17 protein-coding genes and 1 rRNA gene are annotated in these 14366 nt (G+C 53.9%); 15 read left to right on the plus strand and 3 right to left on the minus strand.

The window, feature by feature from the left end; genetic code table 11:
* Nucleotides 1-3 precede the first annotated feature (3 nt).
* The 8 genes from rrf (at nt 4) to BLT01_RS01835 (ending at nt 7609) form a co-directional block, all read left to right on the plus strand.
* Nucleotides 4-119: ribosomal RNA gene (gene rrf, locus BLT01_RS01800) — 5S ribosomal RNA — on the plus strand.
* 461 nt (nt 120-580) lie between these two features.
* On the plus strand, nt 581-1375 hold the full coding sequence (locus tag BLT01_RS01805; RefSeq protein ID WP_092093946.1) for a transporter substrate-binding domain-containing protein: 795 nt from the start codon (nt 581-583) through the stop codon (nt 1373-1375).
* Nucleotides 1376-1455: 80 nt separating this feature from the next.
* Nucleotides 1456-2100, plus strand: a complete 645-nt coding sequence (locus BLT01_RS01810) for an amino acid ABC transporter permease (protein WP_092093949.1) — start codon at nt 1456-1458, stop codon at nt 2098-2100.
* A complete protein-coding gene (locus tag BLT01_RS01815; protein ID WP_092093952.1) occupies nt 2097-2825 on the plus strand; it encodes an amino acid ABC transporter ATP-binding protein in 729 nt (242 codons plus the stop codon). Before BLT01_RS01810 ends, BLT01_RS01815 begins: the two co-directional genes overlap by 4 nt.
* A 173-nt stretch (nt 2826-2998) precedes the next feature.
* A complete protein-coding gene (locus BLT01_RS01820; RefSeq protein WP_092093954.1) occupies nt 2999-3670 on the plus strand; it encodes a response regulator transcription factor in 672 nt (223 codons plus the stop codon).
* Entirely contained in the window at nt 3667-5049 is a 1383-nt protein-coding gene (locus tag BLT01_RS01825) for a HAMP domain-containing sensor histidine kinase (protein ID WP_092093957.1), read from the plus strand. The genes BLT01_RS01820 and BLT01_RS01825 overlap by 4 nt, the downstream gene beginning before the upstream one ends.
* A gap of 80 nt (nt 5050-5129) precedes the next feature.
* The gene (locus BLT01_RS01830; protein ID WP_092093960.1) at nt 5130-5528 is read left to right on the plus strand and encodes a hypothetical protein; all 399 of its coding nucleotides are present in this window, start codon (nt 5130-5132) and stop codon (nt 5526-5528) included.
* Nucleotides 5528-7609, plus strand: coding sequence for an MMPL family transporter (locus BLT01_RS01835; protein WP_092093962.1), 2082 nt, complete (start codon nt 5528-5530; stop codon nt 7607-7609). The genes BLT01_RS01830 and BLT01_RS01835 overlap by 1 nt, the downstream gene beginning before the upstream one ends.
* A gap of 57 nt (nt 7610-7666) precedes the next feature.
* On the opposite strand, the gene BLT01_RS01840 is transcribed toward BLT01_RS01835, so the two are convergent.
* Together BLT01_RS01840 and BLT01_RS01845 are read right to left on the minus strand one after the other, a co-directional pair.
* The gene (locus BLT01_RS01840; RefSeq protein ID WP_092093965.1) at nt 7667-8113 is read right to left on the minus strand and encodes a FixH family protein; all 447 of its coding nucleotides are present in this window, start codon (nt 8111-8113) and stop codon (nt 7667-7669) included.
* An 84-nt stretch (nt 8114-8197) separates the two neighbouring features.
* On the minus strand, nt 8198-9094 hold the full coding sequence (locus tag BLT01_RS01845; protein ID WP_092093967.1) for an EamA family transporter: 897 nt from the start codon (nt 9092-9094) through the stop codon (nt 8198-8200).
* A gap of 163 nt (nt 9095-9257) precedes the next feature.
* On the opposite strand from BLT01_RS01845, the gene BLT01_RS01850 reads away from it, so the two are divergent.
* Genes BLT01_RS01850 through BLT01_RS01865 form a run of 4 tightly spaced genes read left to right on the plus strand, consistent with a single transcriptional unit; the run spans nt 9258 to nt 11857 of the window.
* On the plus strand, nt 9258-9467 hold the full coding sequence (locus BLT01_RS01850) for a PLD nuclease N-terminal domain-containing protein (protein WP_092093969.1): 210 nt from the start codon (nt 9258-9260) through the stop codon (nt 9465-9467).
* Complete coding sequence (locus tag BLT01_RS01855; protein ID WP_092093972.1) at nt 9464-10357, plus strand: ABC transporter ATP-binding protein; 894 nt, start codon at nt 9464-9466, stop codon at nt 10355-10357. The genes BLT01_RS01850 and BLT01_RS01855 overlap by 4 nt, the downstream gene beginning before the upstream one ends.
* The gene (locus BLT01_RS01860) at nt 10354-11139 is read left to right on the plus strand and encodes an ABC transporter permease (RefSeq protein WP_092093975.1); all 786 of its coding nucleotides are present in this window, start codon (nt 10354-10356) and stop codon (nt 11137-11139) included. The genes BLT01_RS01855 and BLT01_RS01860 overlap by 4 nt, the downstream gene beginning before the upstream one ends.
* Nucleotides 11140-11152: 13 nt before the next feature.
* The gene (locus tag BLT01_RS01865; protein WP_092093978.1) at nt 11153-11857 is read left to right on the plus strand and encodes a CBS domain-containing protein; all 705 of its coding nucleotides are present in this window, start codon (nt 11153-11155) and stop codon (nt 11855-11857) included.
* 69 nt (nt 11858-11926) lie between these two features.
* Here BLT01_RS01865 and BLT01_RS01870 read toward each other — a convergent pair whose 3' ends face one another.
* Complete coding sequence (locus BLT01_RS01870; RefSeq protein WP_245696843.1) at nt 11927-12223, minus strand: hypothetical protein; 297 nt, start codon at nt 12221-12223, stop codon at nt 11927-11929.
* A gap of 228 nt (nt 12224-12451) precedes the next feature.
* On the opposite strand from BLT01_RS01870, the gene BLT01_RS01875 reads away from it, so the two are divergent.
* From BLT01_RS01875 to BLT01_RS01885, 3 genes are all read left to right on the plus strand, one after another.
* A complete protein-coding gene (locus BLT01_RS01875) occupies nt 12452-13465 on the plus strand; it encodes a YsnF/AvaK domain-containing protein (protein WP_245696844.1) in 1014 nt (337 codons plus the stop codon).
* 35 nt (nt 13466-13500) lie between these two features.
* Nucleotides 13501-13698 (plus strand): CsbD family protein, encoded by a 198-nt coding sequence (locus BLT01_RS01880; RefSeq protein WP_092093982.1) that lies wholly within the window; start codon nt 13501-13503, stop codon nt 13696-13698.
* Nucleotides 13699-13887: 189 nt separating this feature from the next.
* A complete protein-coding gene (locus BLT01_RS01885; RefSeq protein WP_125903425.1) occupies nt 13888-14316 on the plus strand; it encodes a hypothetical protein in 429 nt (142 codons plus the stop codon).
* The last annotated feature ends 50 nt before the right edge of the window (nt 14317-14366 follow it).

Raw genomic sequence — 14366 nt, forward strand, 5'->3', positions numbered from 1 at the left:
AGGTCCAGTGATGAAGGCGAAGAGGTCACACCCGTTCCCATCCCGAACACGGAAGTTAAGCTCTTCAGCGCCGATGGTAGTCGGGGGCTTCCCCCTGCAAGAGTAGGACGTCGCTGGGCACAAAGCCGTCTCCTGATGGAGGCGGTTTTTTTGTGCGGAAAAATGGAGCGCACCTAGAAACTTCGGCTCTAAAATATTTGGGCTCTACAATATTTGTTGGGGTGGTCGATTGGACCGACTCAAATAAAAATACACGCCAACTTCCAATTCTCTTATACTTGAGTTGTCTAGAAACAAGCAGAGAATGGAGTGGCGTGCAATTGGATTTTATCATGTATTTACCCGGGTTGAAAGATGCAAAGGTAACAGGTATGGAGAAGCGGTCGGACGGAATAGATATCCATGGCCCTGAGTGTTAAAAAGGGGTGTTTAGAGCTTTTTGGACACCCGCATGATTCAGCCCAAAATCACAGATGAGTATGCCTAAAATAGTTAACTGAAATTATTGAATTATCATTCTAAGGAACCTGCTATTATGGTATTGTAGAGATGGATGATTCTAAAGACAGGGGGATTTTGAGTGAAGGGGTTCAAATTTCTGCTGACACTGGCGGTGCTGGTTCTGTTTATCGCAGCCTGCGGAACCGATGACGGGGGAGCTTCAGAAAAAGAAGGCAGCACAGGGGAAGACAGTGGCGGACAGACATACACAGTCGGGATTGATACGACCTATCCGCCATTTGAATTTGAAGACAGCAGCGGGAATTACAAGGGGATTGATGTAGACCTGATCCGGGCCATCGCGGAAAACCAGGGGTTTGAAGTGAAGCTTGAACCAATGGATTTCGGCGGAATCATTCCGGCTCTCCAGGCAGGCCAGTTGGATGTGGCGATCGCAGGGATGAGTATCACTGACGAGCGAAAGAAGATCGTTGATTTCTCCGAACCGTATTTTGAAGCGGGGCTGACGCTTGTCTCTCAGAAAGGCAACAATGAAATCAAGACGCTTGAAGATCTCAAAGGCAAGACGGTTGTTGTAAAGTCAGGCACGACGGGTGCCCAGTTCGCCCAGGACAATAAGGATAAATATGAATATGAAATCACGGTGCTCGAAGACAGCCCATCGATGTTCCAAGAAGTTTCCAACGGCAATGCGGATGTCCTGATCGAGGATTATCCTGTGATTGTATATGCCATTGCGGAAAGCAATCTAGACCTGAAGATTGTAGGTGACCGTCTGAACGGTGACCATTATGGAATCGCTGTCCTGAAGGGAGAACATGCGGATCTTCTCGACATGATCAATACGGGGCTTCAAGAGCTGAAAGACAGCGGCAAGTATGACGAGATCCTGAACACGTATATCTCGGAATAAGCCGGTCAGGCAATCGGCGCGCTGAGGCGCGCCTTTTCCATTTGATCATCAGAGATTTGCAGCGACGGGAGAGTGAGTGAATGGAAACGATCATTGAGTCTCTTCCCATGCTGTGGGAAGGCTTGAAAATGACACTTTATATTTTTGTCATTGCGATTGTCCTTGGGTTTCTGATCGGCCTGGTGATGGCGCTTCTGCGGCTTGCACCGCTAAAGATCCTGAACTGGATTGCGAAGATTTTCGTGGATGCGATACGGGGAACACCGTTCATCGTCCAGCTATTTTTTATTTACTTTGGACTGAACTCGTTTTCCTGGGTGTCCCTGGATAACGTATGGGCTGGAATTATAACCGTTGCGATCAATGCAGGTGCCTATTTCGCAGAAATCATCCGTGCGGGAATCCAATCCATAGACAAAGGACAGACGGAAGCAGCGCGGTCGCTTGGGCTGAACCAGTCACAGAACATGAGATTCATCATCCTGCCCCAGGCTTTTCGGCGGATGTTGCCGACGATTACCAACCAGGCGATCATCTCGCTGAAAGATACTTCGCTGTTGTCGATAATCGGCGTCGCTGATCTGACACAGCGCGGCCGGGTGATTGTCAGTGCCACGTTTGATCCGTTTACCATCTATCTGGCGCTTGGTGTCATGTACTTCATCATCATCTATCTGCTTTCACTCTTGTCCGGTTATCTGGAAAGGAGGTTTGTGCTCCGATGAGTATGATCCAAGTAAAGAATCTGAAGAAATCATTCGGGAATCTGGAAGTTATCAAAGACATCACGACTGCCGTGGAGCCCTCTGAAGTGGTGTGCGTAATCGGGTCTTCGGGTTCGGGAAAAAGTACGTTTCTACGTTGCCTGAATCGGCTAGAGGAACTATCGGGCGGGCATGTTTATATCGACGGCGTGGATATCACTGATCCAAAAAATAATATTAATGAAATCCGCCAAAAGGTCGGAATGGTGTTTCAGCACTTTAACCTGTTTCCTCATATGACGGTGCTTGAGAATCTGATACTCGCCCCGGTCAAGCTAGGGAAACTGAAATCGGAACCGGCCGAGAAAAAGGCGCTCGGCCTGCTGGAGAAGGTTGGCCTGGGGGCCAAGGCCAAGGCCTATCCGGGTGAATTGTCGGGAGGCCAGAAGCAGCGCGTGGCCATTGCGAGGGCGCTTGCCATGGACCCGAAAGTGATGCTGTTCGACGAGCCGACCTCTGCCCTCGATCCGGAAATGGTCGGGGATGTTCTCGGCGTCATGAAAGAGCTTGCGAAAGAAGGCATGACGATGGTTGTCGTGACTCACGAGATGGGCTTTGCCGCTGAAGTGGCGGATCGGGTTCTGTTCATCGACGAAGGTTACATCGTCGAAGAGAATGTCCCGAAAGAACTGTTCGGCAATCCGCAACAGGTGCGGACGAAAGCATTCCTGAGCAAAGTGCTTTAATATCAGAAACCGCTTCTCTTTTCAGGAAGCGGTTTTTCTTGTTCCGCAACCGGCTAATATTAGGCTCATACACGTTTATGAACGCTCATAGAACGCCGGAGGAGCAGGCAACGTTCCCACTTGTCCGGCAATCCGCTGTGTTGCACAATGGAGTCAGGAAAGAAGGGATGAGCGTGAAGATACTTGTAGTGGATGACGATCCCGGAATCCGGGAACTGGTCAGGATCACTCTTCAGGACGCCGGATATGGAGTCGTTGCTGCGGCAGATGCCATCGCTGCACTGATGCTGCTGGACGCTGAACAGCCGGATCTGGCCATTGTCGATGTCATGATGCCCGGAATGGATGGCTTTGCCCTCACGAAGGAGCTTAAATCGTTCAGGGACATCCCGGTTCTGCTCCTGACTGCAAAGGGTGCGCTGGAAGACAAGGAACGCGGTTTTCGGGCAGGGTCGGACGACTATGTCGTAAAGCCATTTGAGCCTAAAGAACTGCTGTTTCGTGTGGAGGCGATTCTCCGGCGCTACAGAAAGGATGAGGAAGCCCGGATTCAGGCGGGACCGCTTGAAATCGACCGCCAGAGCTATGAAGTGACCTGCGGGAGCCGGACGCTGCTGCTTCCTCTGAAAGAATTCGAGCTGCTGGCGATCCTCGCTTCACGGCCAAATGTGGTGTTCGAGCGTGAGATGCTTCTGGAGCGAGTATGGGGACTGGACTATGAGGGGGATGACCGGACACTGTCGGTCCACATCAAGCGGATCCGCGACCGTCTGGAAGGGCTTACGGACCAAGTGGAAATCGTGACGGTCAGGGGCGTGGGGTATAAGCTGGAGGTCCGGCCATGAAGTCACTTTACGGGAAGTTTGTGCTTTCGTCCGTCCTGGTCATTGTATCGGGCCTTGTCCTGGCCTATCTGGTCGTCAACACGGTGTACCACCGGGATATGAAGGAAGACAATGACGCAAAGCATGTGGCCATCGCGGAGTCGATGGCTGATTTCATCGGGAACACCGATCATCTGGATCTCGGACAATTTCTGAGCACGCAGGCGGATGCCGGCTATATCTTGTATGCGACGGACAGGGAAGAGGGCGGTTCTTTCTACGGCGGCCCGTTCAACAGCAAGCAGCTTCCTCCTGAAACGGTCGGATCGGTGCTGGCGGGAGAGATTTATCACGGCATGCGGGATTTGCCCGCGGAAACGTTCTGGTCCGGTTATTTTGCCAATGACCTTGCCAATACAGTGGGGGTTCCGTTCACATATGAGGGGCAGCCGCATGCGCTCTTTATCCGGCCCGATATCGGGCTCCTGTTCAATGAGCTTCACTGGCTGACGGCGATCATGCTCGTGTCGTTTGTGCTGGTCGGGTTCCTTGCGGTGCTGTTCACGGCCAAGCGCCTCATCCGGCCGCTCACGGAGCTGACAGAGGCGACAAACCGGGTGGCGGAGGAGCGGTTCACGGACCTTCCGGATATTCGGAGGAGCGATGAAATCGGTCAGTTATCCGACAGCTTCCGCAGAATGGCGGGCAAGCTTGCGGAAAATGACCTGGCGCGCAAGGCGTTCATCAGTGACGTCTCCCATGACTTCCAGTCGCCTCTTCAGAACATGAAAGGGTATGCGACGCTTCTCATGAATCCGGGCCTGCCGGAGGAGCACCGGCTGGAATATGCAAGAATCATCCGGAGTGAAGCCTCGAGGCTCTCTACTCTCTCCGGACAGCTGCTGCTCCTGACATCGCTCGACCAGTTTACCGAACTGCCGGAGCGGGTCCGCTTCAGTGTCACGGATCAGGTCAAAGAGATGGTCCGGACGATGCGCTGGCCGTTTGAGGAAAAAGGAATTTCCGTCTCGCTGGATGCGGATAGCGCCTGCCTGGCCGGTGACCGGGAGTTGCTCGGGAAGGTTTGGGAAAATCTCTTGTCCAATGCTGCGAAGTACACGCCGGAGGGCGGAGAAGTGCATATTTCCGTCGGGGAGACACAGGATACCGTGGAGGTCATCGTGGACGACTCCGGTCCCGGCATCCCGCCCGAGGAGAGAAATCGGATTTTTGATCGCTTTTACCGGTCTGACAAAGCGCGCGGCCAAGGCGGCACGGGGCTCGGGCTCGCGATTGCCGGAGAGATCGCATCCTTGCATGGCGGCAGCCTGACGGCGGCGGAATCGCCTGCGGGAGGCGCACGGTTCACCGTCAGCCTGCCCAAGGAACTCGCGGATTGACCATTTTGTCACGCTGAGTTCATCTTCCGTTCAACTTGTGAATCTATAATGAAATCATCAAGTAAACGGAGGGATTCAATATGCAAGATAAATGGAGTTTGCGCCTGATGCGCATTGCCGCTATTTTTGGTCTGATCGGAACGGTGCTCGGCTCCCACATGGCGGGTTCCGGATCGTACGCGTTCCGCCCGATTCACGCCCATATCCTGCTTGTCGGGTGGCTGTCGCTGTTTGCGTGGGGTGTCTTCTATAAGCTTTATGCGATCCGTTCCGAAAAGCTCGTGGCCATTCAGGGGTGGACGGGGATCATCGGTGCCATCGGCCTGACTGCAGGGATGTGGATGCAGTTCATGCAGCCATTCGGCATCAATGAGACGTTCTCGCTCATCTTCTATATCGTCGGAGGAACCATTCTTCTGATCGCGTTTGCCCTGTTCGTCGCAGTCACATTCATGACAGCCAAAGGACAGGATCGGTGATGAGAGGAAAACGGAAGTATTGGGCCACCCTGCTCATCTGGGTGGTTGCAGCAGCCGTGCTGTCAGCAGTGGCACCGGGCGCTAGGGATTTCTTTGTGCCAAATGAAAACTCCGGACTTCCGGCAGACGAAATGTCCATTGTCGCCACGGAGAAAATCAACGAATACTTCCCTTCGGAACAGGAAGGGGTACCGGCTATTGTCGTCGCGGAAAATGAGGAGGGCCTGACCGATGCGCAAATCACCGACTTTGCAGAAGCAATCGGGGGGCTTGAGAACGATTTCGATCAGGTGACCTCTATCCCGGCACAGGCACTTCTCGGGGAGCGGGATGCGTTCCTTTCCGAGGACGGGACGGTGTTTTTCGCGCCGGTCAATGTCCCGGGATTGGAAGGCAGTGAACTGAAGGCGCTCCTTGACGAAATGAAGGAAACGGTCGCGGCGGAGGCCGGGGCCGGGATGGATATCTACTGGACCGGCCCTGCCGGCATTTCAGCCGATGCAGTCGAACTGTTTTCACGGGCGGATGTAGTCCTCCTCCTGTCGACTGTGGCGATTATCCTCGTTCTGTTGCTGATCATCTACCGTTCGCCGTTGCTCGCGCTTATTCCCCTGGTCGGTGCGTCGATCGTTTACGCAGTCGTCGACAGAGTGGTCGGCCTCGGAGCGGATGCGGGCTGGTACGTCACGGAGAGCCAGTCGAATTCGATTATGCTGGTTCTGTTGTTTGCGGTCGTCACCGACTATTCCCTGCTCGTCTTCTCCCGATTCCGCGAGGAGTTGCGGACACATGAAGATTCCGCAGGAGCGATGGATGCGGCCGTCCGGGCCGTTCGGGAACCGATCTTCTTTAGCGGAAGCACGATTTTCCTGGGCGTCCTGACGCTGTTCTTTACGCTTTACGAGTCCTACAGGAACTTTGCACCGGTATTCGCGATTGCGGCAGCAGTCATGCTGATTGCCGGCCTGACACTGATCCCGGCGCTGTTCGCCATCGCGGGCCGCCGTGCGTTCTGGCCTAAAATCCCGTCCTACGGAGAACAGGCGCATGATAAGAAGACGATCTGGGCGCGGGTCGCCGAGAAGGTATCGGGCCGTCCGGTGGCGTTCCTGGTGCCGGTTCTGGCCCTGATGGTCCTGGCCTCCATCAATACAGTGAACTACAAAGAATCGTTTGACCTGATCAAGTCGTTCCCGGAAGACTTGTCGTCACGGGAAGGGTTTGAGGTCCTAGGCTCCGCTTTTGGTGAAGGCGAATTGGCCCCGGGCACGGTGCTTGTCGTGTCCGACAAGGAGATCACCCATCAGGAAGCCGGAGCCCTTGCAGAACGGATCGGGGAAGAGCCGGGCATAGCGGGCACCTCCTTCCAGGGCATCCCGGTGTCCGAAGACGGCCACGCCGCTCGGGTCACCGTCACGTTTGCAGATAACCCGTATAGCAGCAAGGCGCTCGATGTGGCGAACCGCCTGAGGGATCAAGGCAAAGAGATTGCGCAAGATGCCGGCATCGATGCTGCAGAATTCCATCTGGCGGGCCAGAGCGCGATTCATGCGGACCTGAGGGACATCAACAACCGTGATACGCTTCTTGTCATGGTCTCTGTCGCACTCCTGATCATGCTGATGCTCGCTTTCCAGACCCGCTCATTCATCGCGCCGCTTTATCTGATCGGCACGCTTCTGTTGTCGTATGCGGCCGCTCTGGGGCTCTCACTCTTCCTGTTCAAGCTCATTTTCGGATTGGATGAGATCAGCTACCGCATCCCGCTCTACACGTTCGTCTTCCTCATCGCGCTGGGCGTCGATTACTCCATCATGCTGATCGCCCGGATCCGTGAGGAGAAAACACGACATGAACTGCATGAGGCTGTGAAACTCGGCCTGGAGAAGACGGGCGGGGTCATCAGTTCGGCAGGCCTGATCCTTGCCGCGACGTTCCTCGTGCTCGCGACAATGCCGATTTATGAGCTGAAGCTGTTCGGTATCATGATGGCGCTGGGGATCCTGCTGGATACGTTCGTCATCCGTCCGCTTCTGATTCCATCAATCATACTTCTGCTTGGAAAGCGCAGCGGTATCTAATCATCAAAAAGCCCCGCGGCATGGTCGTTTCTGACCATGCCGCGGGGCTTTTTCGTCTTATTCGACTGTGATTTCCTTGGTCGGCATCGTATGCTGGCCACGTGCGGTCGTATGCGGCGTCACCTTGTAGGTGCCCGGCGCATCGAATGTCTTCTTGATCGTGTACGACTCTTCTCCATCGAATTCCGCGAGAATCATCTCGCTTTCTCCGGCCTCATTCACGATTTCGTACTTGACTTCATCCGCGTCTTCGATAATTTCATCACCCATCGTGACGATTGATCGGATGGTGACTTCTTCGCCGGAGCCGGACGTTTCGGGAAGCTGCAGGTCGACCTCGAGCGGATGCACGCCTTTATCCGATTCCATGTCGCCATGCTCTGCGTGGCTGTCTTCTTGGCCGCCGCTCGTTTCCGCACCTGTTGACTTCTCTTCGCCTATGCCGCAAGCGCCGAGCAGGAGGACCAGCAAGGCGGACAGAAAAGTAAATTTAACTGTTTTCATGCAGATGACCTTCTTTCCGTTTGTACTAATTCCATCTAACCATATGATCAGCCTTCAGATATGACAATTAAGAGACGATTACGGCTATTCCGTGACAGGTGACTTTGCCGCCCTTTTGTGCTCGAAAAGGGTGGGCAGGACCATCCCGAAGATGATGATGATGATTCCTGCAAGCTGAATGCCGGAAAAAGGTTCATGCAGGAGCAGCACGGACACGGTGACTGCGACGGGCAGCTCAGCCGAGCTCAAAATCGAAGAAAGGCCGGAACCGACATGCGGAACGGCAAGACCGAACAGGGTTACCGGCAGGACGATTCCAAATACGCCGAGCAGCAGCCCGTATACCCAGAGGCCGTCAGATAAACTTCCGTTCCATAGGATCTCGGGAGATTGGAAAATCGAAATCACGATGACAGCGACAAATGATGTGACGAGCAGCCGGGTGAGCATGTCCATACCCTCGACCGCTTTGCGGTTCGAGAAAACAAATAGCGAGAAGGTGAGTGCGGCGGCCATTCCCCATGCCCAGCCCTGCCATGGAATGCCGGTCAGGTCGGTGCCGATCAGGCCTGCGGCAAGTATGGTCCCGGCAAACAGAAGAACCAGGGAGACGACTTCCGCCCGGTTCGGCAGACGCCTCCTGGCGATGCAGTCGATCAGCATCCCGATCCAGGTAAACTGGAACAGCAGGACGACAGCAAGGGATGCGGGCAAATAGACCAGCGACTTTCCATAGACGATGCCGGTCGCCGCCGTGAATACGCCCGCCGGAATCAATGCCGATGCCCCTTTCAGGTTCGGCAGCCTGCGGTTGACGGCAGCAAAAAGCAATAGTGCCAGGAAAAAGCCCGTCATGTATTGGGCGGTGACCGCTTCGGATGCTGTGAAGCCTGCGTTCATGGCAAGCTTGATAATAGTTGACAGGATGCCGTAGCAGGACGAACCTACTGCGATCATCACGGGATACATCCATTTTGGCATTTCTGTGGTTCCTCCATTCCAACCGATAGTATAGCATGGCGGCAGGGAATGGAGGGAGTGGGGAGGCAGCAGGCCGATCAAGAGACGAAAATAGTTTCCCGGATATGGAACTCCGGCCCCTCCCGGAACGTAGAAGTACCATAATGATCATGGAGGGATGTTTATGTCCTTTACGGAACAGCTTTCAGAGATTCCATGGGGATTGGTCTGGCCGCTGATTGCCATCCAACTGATTCTCATGACGGCTGCACTGATTGACCTGAACAGAAAACGCTCGACAAACGGCCCGGCCATTCTGTGGGTATTCATCATTATTTTCATTAATACCATCGGTCCGGTGCTTTACTTTACCGTCGGGAGGCGTCACTCGTGAACCCGGTTCTGGAAGTATCGGGGCTCACCAAGCAGTATGACGGATTCCGTGCGGTCGACGGGCTGACGTTCGCACTCGAGGAACATACCGCGACGGCTCTGATCGGGCCGAATGGATCCGGCAAGACGACAACGCTCTCCATGCTGGCCGGACTGCTCCGGCAATCGTCAGGTACGATCCGCTTCAACGGGGCGGGGAATGATCCGCGCAGTACCATCGGATTCCTTCCCCAATACCCGAATTTCTTTCCATGGATGACGGCCATGGAGTACATGGAGTTGGCAGCCGGGCTGAGCGGCCTCGGGAGCCGTGAAGTGCGAACAGCATGCGAGAAGACGCTTGGATTTGTCGGTCTTGGAAGTGCCGGGAAAAAGCGGCTCGGCGGTTTTTCGGGCGGGATGAAGCAACGGCTTGGCCTTGCCCAGGCGATCGTCCACCGGCCGGCACTCCTTCTTCTGGATGAACCGGTGTCCGCGCTTGACCCGGCAGGCCGGCGGGAAGTGATGGAAATGCTGAAGGAACTCGGTGAATCCACGACCATCCTATACTCGACCCATATCCTGAATGACGCGGAAGAAATGACCGACCAGCTGCTGTTTTTGCGTAACGGCCAGATGATCGAACAGGGGCCGCTCCACGAAGTCAGGAAAAAGTATGGCGGGTCGGGATACCGGGTCCTATTCGCTGACAGGAAAGCGGCAGAGCGGTTCGCCGGAGCGGCGCCATGGGACGCAAACGCCGATGGCCAGGCCGTCACAATCTCCGGCGAATCGGTCTCGATGGAAGAACTGCTCCGCTTTGCCGCGGAACATTCTCAGGGCATCACCGACATCGGCAGGGCTTCAATAAGGCTAGAGGACATCTTCATGAAGGTGGTGGAAAAGCCGTGAGACAGTTCAGCCTTTTTCTCGGCAAAGAATGGCGTGAGCAGGCGAGAAGCTTCAAGCTCGTGTGGGTGCCGCTCGTCTTCATCTTTTTTGGTGCGCTCGAGCCGCTCACCTACCATTTCCTTCCCCAGATCCTGGAGAGCGTGGGCAATCTGCCGGAAGGGGCGGCGTTCACGCTGCCCGAGATGTCGGGGGCAGACGTTTACGCTTCGCTCACCGGACAGTACCAGACAGTCGGGCTGCTCGTCCTCGTGCTGGCGTTTATGGGGTCATTGTCCGGTGAGCGGAAAAGCGGAACCGGTACACTATTGTACGTACGGCCGATCTCCTACGCGGCTTATTACCTGTCGAAATGGACGGCGGCCGTAGGGCTCGCGGTATTGTCCGTCTGGCTCGGATACGGCATGGCGGCTACCTATATTGTGCAGCTGTATGATCCGGTGCCCGGATTCCCGGATGTTGTCCTGTTTCTCCTTGTCATGTCGGTATGGATCGCATTTGCCGTCACGCTCACAATGACGGCGAGCGCTGCACTTCCGACGGGCGGTGCCGCAGGGGCTGCGCTCGGCATCCTGTTTATCGGATTGATGATTGACGGAATCGTCGGGGCGTATTGGACATGGTCCCCGTGGAAGCTGCAGGCTTACGGCCTGGCGTTCCTGACGGGCAGCCCGGATTCCGGCGATCTGGCAGGATCCCTGGGTGTCACAGCAGGATTGACGATACTGTTGGTTTTGTCAGGCATTCTTCTGGCCCGGAAGAATGCCTCAAAAGCGAAAGTTTAAGAGGGAGAGGAAGATGGCTACCCGAAATTCCGAACGGTTCCTGGTCGCCTTTAACCGGATTGAAAAGGCACTTGAGAAAATGACCGGCTCCAGCACTTATGTCTCTTTTTTCAAGTTAATCGACTTTGCAAAAAAGAAAAACGCTATTATACGCCATTTCGAGGATGATCTGCGGGAATATGGTGATTTGCGCAATGCGATTGTCCACCACCGGACCGCCGTTGAATATGCCATCGCGGAGCCGCATGATGAGGTGGTGGAGAAGATTGAGCAGATTGACCGCACGCTGACCGCGCCGCCTGTTGCGGGGGAACAGTTCCGCAGGCGGGTACACATTTTCAGTCCGGCCGATTCCCTCGCGCATGCACTCCGCACGGCAGGCAAGAAGAGGGACTTTCAGATACCGGTCTATGACCGCGGAGAATTCCGAGGCCTGATCTCTCCTTCGGGCCTGATGGAATACTTGGCCGAAACGGTGAGTGATGACGTCATTTCCCGGGAAATGACGACTCTTTCCGACATTCTCAGACATATCCAAACCGGCCGCTCCTACGAATTCATCTCCGCAAATCTGTCCATTTATGCAGCCGAGGAGATGTTTTCGGAGGCGGTCGTGAAAGGGCGCCGGCTGGATGCGCTGCTCATTACGGAAAATGGCGGGCGGGAGGAAAAGCTTCTCGGCATCATTACACCATGGGATCTGATGAAAATTGAATGAAGGCGGGAAGTCTCCCGATACACAAAAGCCCCCTGAGCCAAGCAGGCCGTCCGGGGGCTTTTGTAATGATCAGTTTTCGTCTTCCAGTGTCTCTTCATTTTGCTGATAGTCGGCACCGGGGAACTTCTGGGTAGTCGAGGAATCGTGTTTGGTCATCCGGTTATGGTTTTCCTCGATCTCTTCCTGTTTCCGGTCCTCTACCGGAATGGCGTCGACGGTCTGCATATCTTCATGCATGTCATAGATGCTCTCGCCTTCCAGTCCTTTCATGTTTTCAGGATTATCCTTGTTCTCGGGAGTCAGGTCCAGTTCCTCTTCCATTCCCCAGGTTTCTTCTACTTTTTTCTTTTCTTGACGTTTTTCCATCTACAGCACCTCTTTCCTTTATTAACCGGTACTTGCCGTATTTTTCATGGGGTCCCGGAGGTTTTCCTACCTCTATTATTTCCATGCGGGCAATGCTTCAAACCAGGAGCAGCATGGTTCGCGGAGATAGTGTCTTTCATTTTTGTAATAGTTTCAGACTCTGTCACCCGGGTAAACACCAAGTAGTCGCACCTCAACATCAACAATGAAAAGATGGAGGGATTCAGTATGGTAAACAGAAAGTATATCGGTACGTATCGCACAGAAGAAGAAGTGATGAACAAGATTGAGCAACTGAAGGCGGAAGGCTATGACGAGTCAAGCCTGTACGTCGTAACGAACAACTCGGACAATCTGAATACGCTGCGTGGCCGGATGGATGTCGACGCACGCGGCACGGATGATGACCGGGGATGGCTCGACCGCTTCATGGACTTCCTTGGCGGCGACGAAGCAAACCGCGGCGCTTTCAACGACATGGGCTTCACGGAAGAAGAGGCGAACCAGTATTACAACGATGCACGCGATGGCGGCATCCTGCTGTTTGCTGATGAAACCTACGGCCATGCCGGCGGTGATACGCTGAACAGCACGAATGTCGGCCACTATGACTCCGGCGTGATCGGCCAGGACGGCATGACAGTGGATGCACCTCCGCTCGGCGAGGGCCGCGGCGAAACAGTCGGTTCCGGTCGCTACACGGAAAGCGACCATCTCCACACTCACGAACATGACCGTCACGACCATCTGCATGACGATGATGAAGCACGACTGCGGCTTCACGAAGAAAAACTGAATGTCGACAAAGAGCGCGTTCAGACAGGCGAAGTGGACATCGACAAACATGTTGTCACAGACGAACAGACAGTGGAAGTCCCGGTCACACGTGAGGAAGTGTACGTCGAACGCCGCAAAGTGGATGGCGAATCGGCCACAGGCGAAATGTTCGAGGACGATGACAGCATCCGCATCCCAGTGACTGAAGAGCGAGTCGAAGTAACGAAGCGCCCTGTCGTGAGCGAAGAAATTGTCGTCGGCAAACGTGAAGTCCAAGATACGGAGACTGTCAGCGAAACGGTGCGCCGTGAAGAAGTGGACATCGACAAATCCGGTGATGTGCATGAGGAAATGGGCCGTGCAGGCGGTGAAACCCGCGCATTCAAAGAATCGGCGGCGGATTTCGACATCAACGATGATGAAGATCTCGAGTTGCGCAATCGCAATGACCGCGATCGTCTATAAGGTTAAGTGACTCAATTTTCAAGGAGGAATGCAAAATGGCGGATAAAGACAATGGTTTCTCGGATAAGATGAAAGGCGCTGTCAACAAGGTGAAAGGCGAAGCGAAAGATCAATGGGGCAACGCCACAAATGATACTTCCATGCAGGCTGAGGGCAAATTCGACAAAGCCAAAGGTGATGTCCAAGACAAAATCGGTGACGTCAAAGACAAATTTTCCAATGGCGATCGCTAAGCAAGCATAAATCAAACCGGGGGGGCCATGCCTCCCCGGTATTTTTTTTACCAAAATAGGTCTAAAGTCCATTGGTGAAAAAACGAGAAAATACGGGAAAAATCATAAAATATGACTAAAAGTAGTTGAATGAATTTTCTAATATCTTTATACTGGAAGAAAAAGAAAATGGGGAAGGGTGGGAATGAAATGAAATTAAGAAAGGGCAGGTTTGCCAGATGGCAAGGACAGGACTATGAACTTGCATCTTATCAGCGCATTTATTACTTGATGACTGATGATCCCTCCATGGTGAGCGAAGGATTCCGTGAGCAGGAAGGACGAGCGGACCGCTATATCCGGGAAGTCTCCACCAAGGAGCTTGAAGATGCCTATGAAATCATTCCCTATGCGATGTACAAAAGCCACAGGTTCACCATCGAGGGAGAAACCGGAGACGGAAAACTCGTTATGGTCACAAGCGATCCCTACGTGCAGAATGTCATGGATGTAAAGCCGTATGGGCGTCACGAATTCATCACCGAACTCTCACCTGATGAGGTGGAACTGATGGAAGATCGAATAGGAATCCTTGGGTTCAGCGCTCTCCCTCGAACTTGTCAGAAATATCAGAAGTAAGGAAATAACGATATGTTATAATAATAAGGTTCACCTAAATGGTGAGCCTT

This window comes from Bhargavaea beijingensis (assembly GCF_900101985.1).
Lineage (GTDB): Bacteria > Bacillota > Bacilli > Bacillales_A > Planococcaceae > Bhargavaea > Bhargavaea beijingensis.

Coding starts and splice junctions, on each gene's coding strand:
- BLT01_RS01810 (WP_092093949.1), top strand. CDS start 1,456: ATGGAAACGATCATTGAGTCTCTTCCCATGCTGTGGGAAGGCTTGAAA.
- BLT01_RS01815 (WP_092093952.1), top strand. CDS start 2,097: ATGAGTATGATCCAAGTAAAGAATCTGAAGAAATCATTCGGGAATCTG.
- BLT01_RS01825 (WP_092093957.1), top strand. CDS start 3,667: ATGAAGTCACTTTACGGGAAGTTTGTGCTTTCGTCCGTCCTGGTCATT.
- BLT01_RS01830 (WP_092093960.1), top strand. CDS start 5,130: ATGCAAGATAAATGGAGTTTGCGCCTGATGCGCATTGCCGCTATTTTT.
- BLT01_RS01835 (WP_092093962.1), top strand. CDS start 5,528: ATGAGAGGAAAACGGAAGTATTGGGCCACCCTGCTCATCTGGGTGGTT.
- BLT01_RS01840 (WP_092093965.1), bottom strand. CDS start 8,113: ATGAAAACAGTTAAATTTACTTTTCTGTCCGCCTTGCTGGTCCTCCTG.
- BLT01_RS01845 (WP_092093967.1), bottom strand. CDS start 9,094: ATGCCAAAATGGATGTATCCCGTGATGATCGCAGTAGGTTCGTCCTGC.
- BLT01_RS01850 (WP_092093969.1), top strand. CDS start 9,258: ATGTCCTTTACGGAACAGCTTTCAGAGATTCCATGGGGATTGGTCTGG.
- BLT01_RS01865 (WP_092093978.1), top strand. CDS start 11,153: ATGGCTACCCGAAATTCCGAACGGTTCCTGGTCGCCTTTAACCGGATT.
- BLT01_RS01870 (WP_245696843.1), bottom strand. CDS start 12,223: ATGGAAAAACGTCAAGAAAAGAAAAAAGTAGAAGAAACCTGGGGAATG.
- BLT01_RS01875 (WP_245696844.1), top strand. CDS start 12,452: ATGGTAAACAGAAAGTATATCGGTACGTATCGCACAGAAGAAGAAGTG.
- BLT01_RS01880 (WP_092093982.1), top strand. CDS start 13,501: ATGGCGGATAAAGACAATGGTTTCTCGGATAAGATGAAAGGCGCTGTC.
- BLT01_RS01885 (WP_125903425.1), top strand. CDS start 13,888: ATGAAATTAAGAAAGGGCAGGTTTGCCAGATGGCAAGGACAGGACTAT.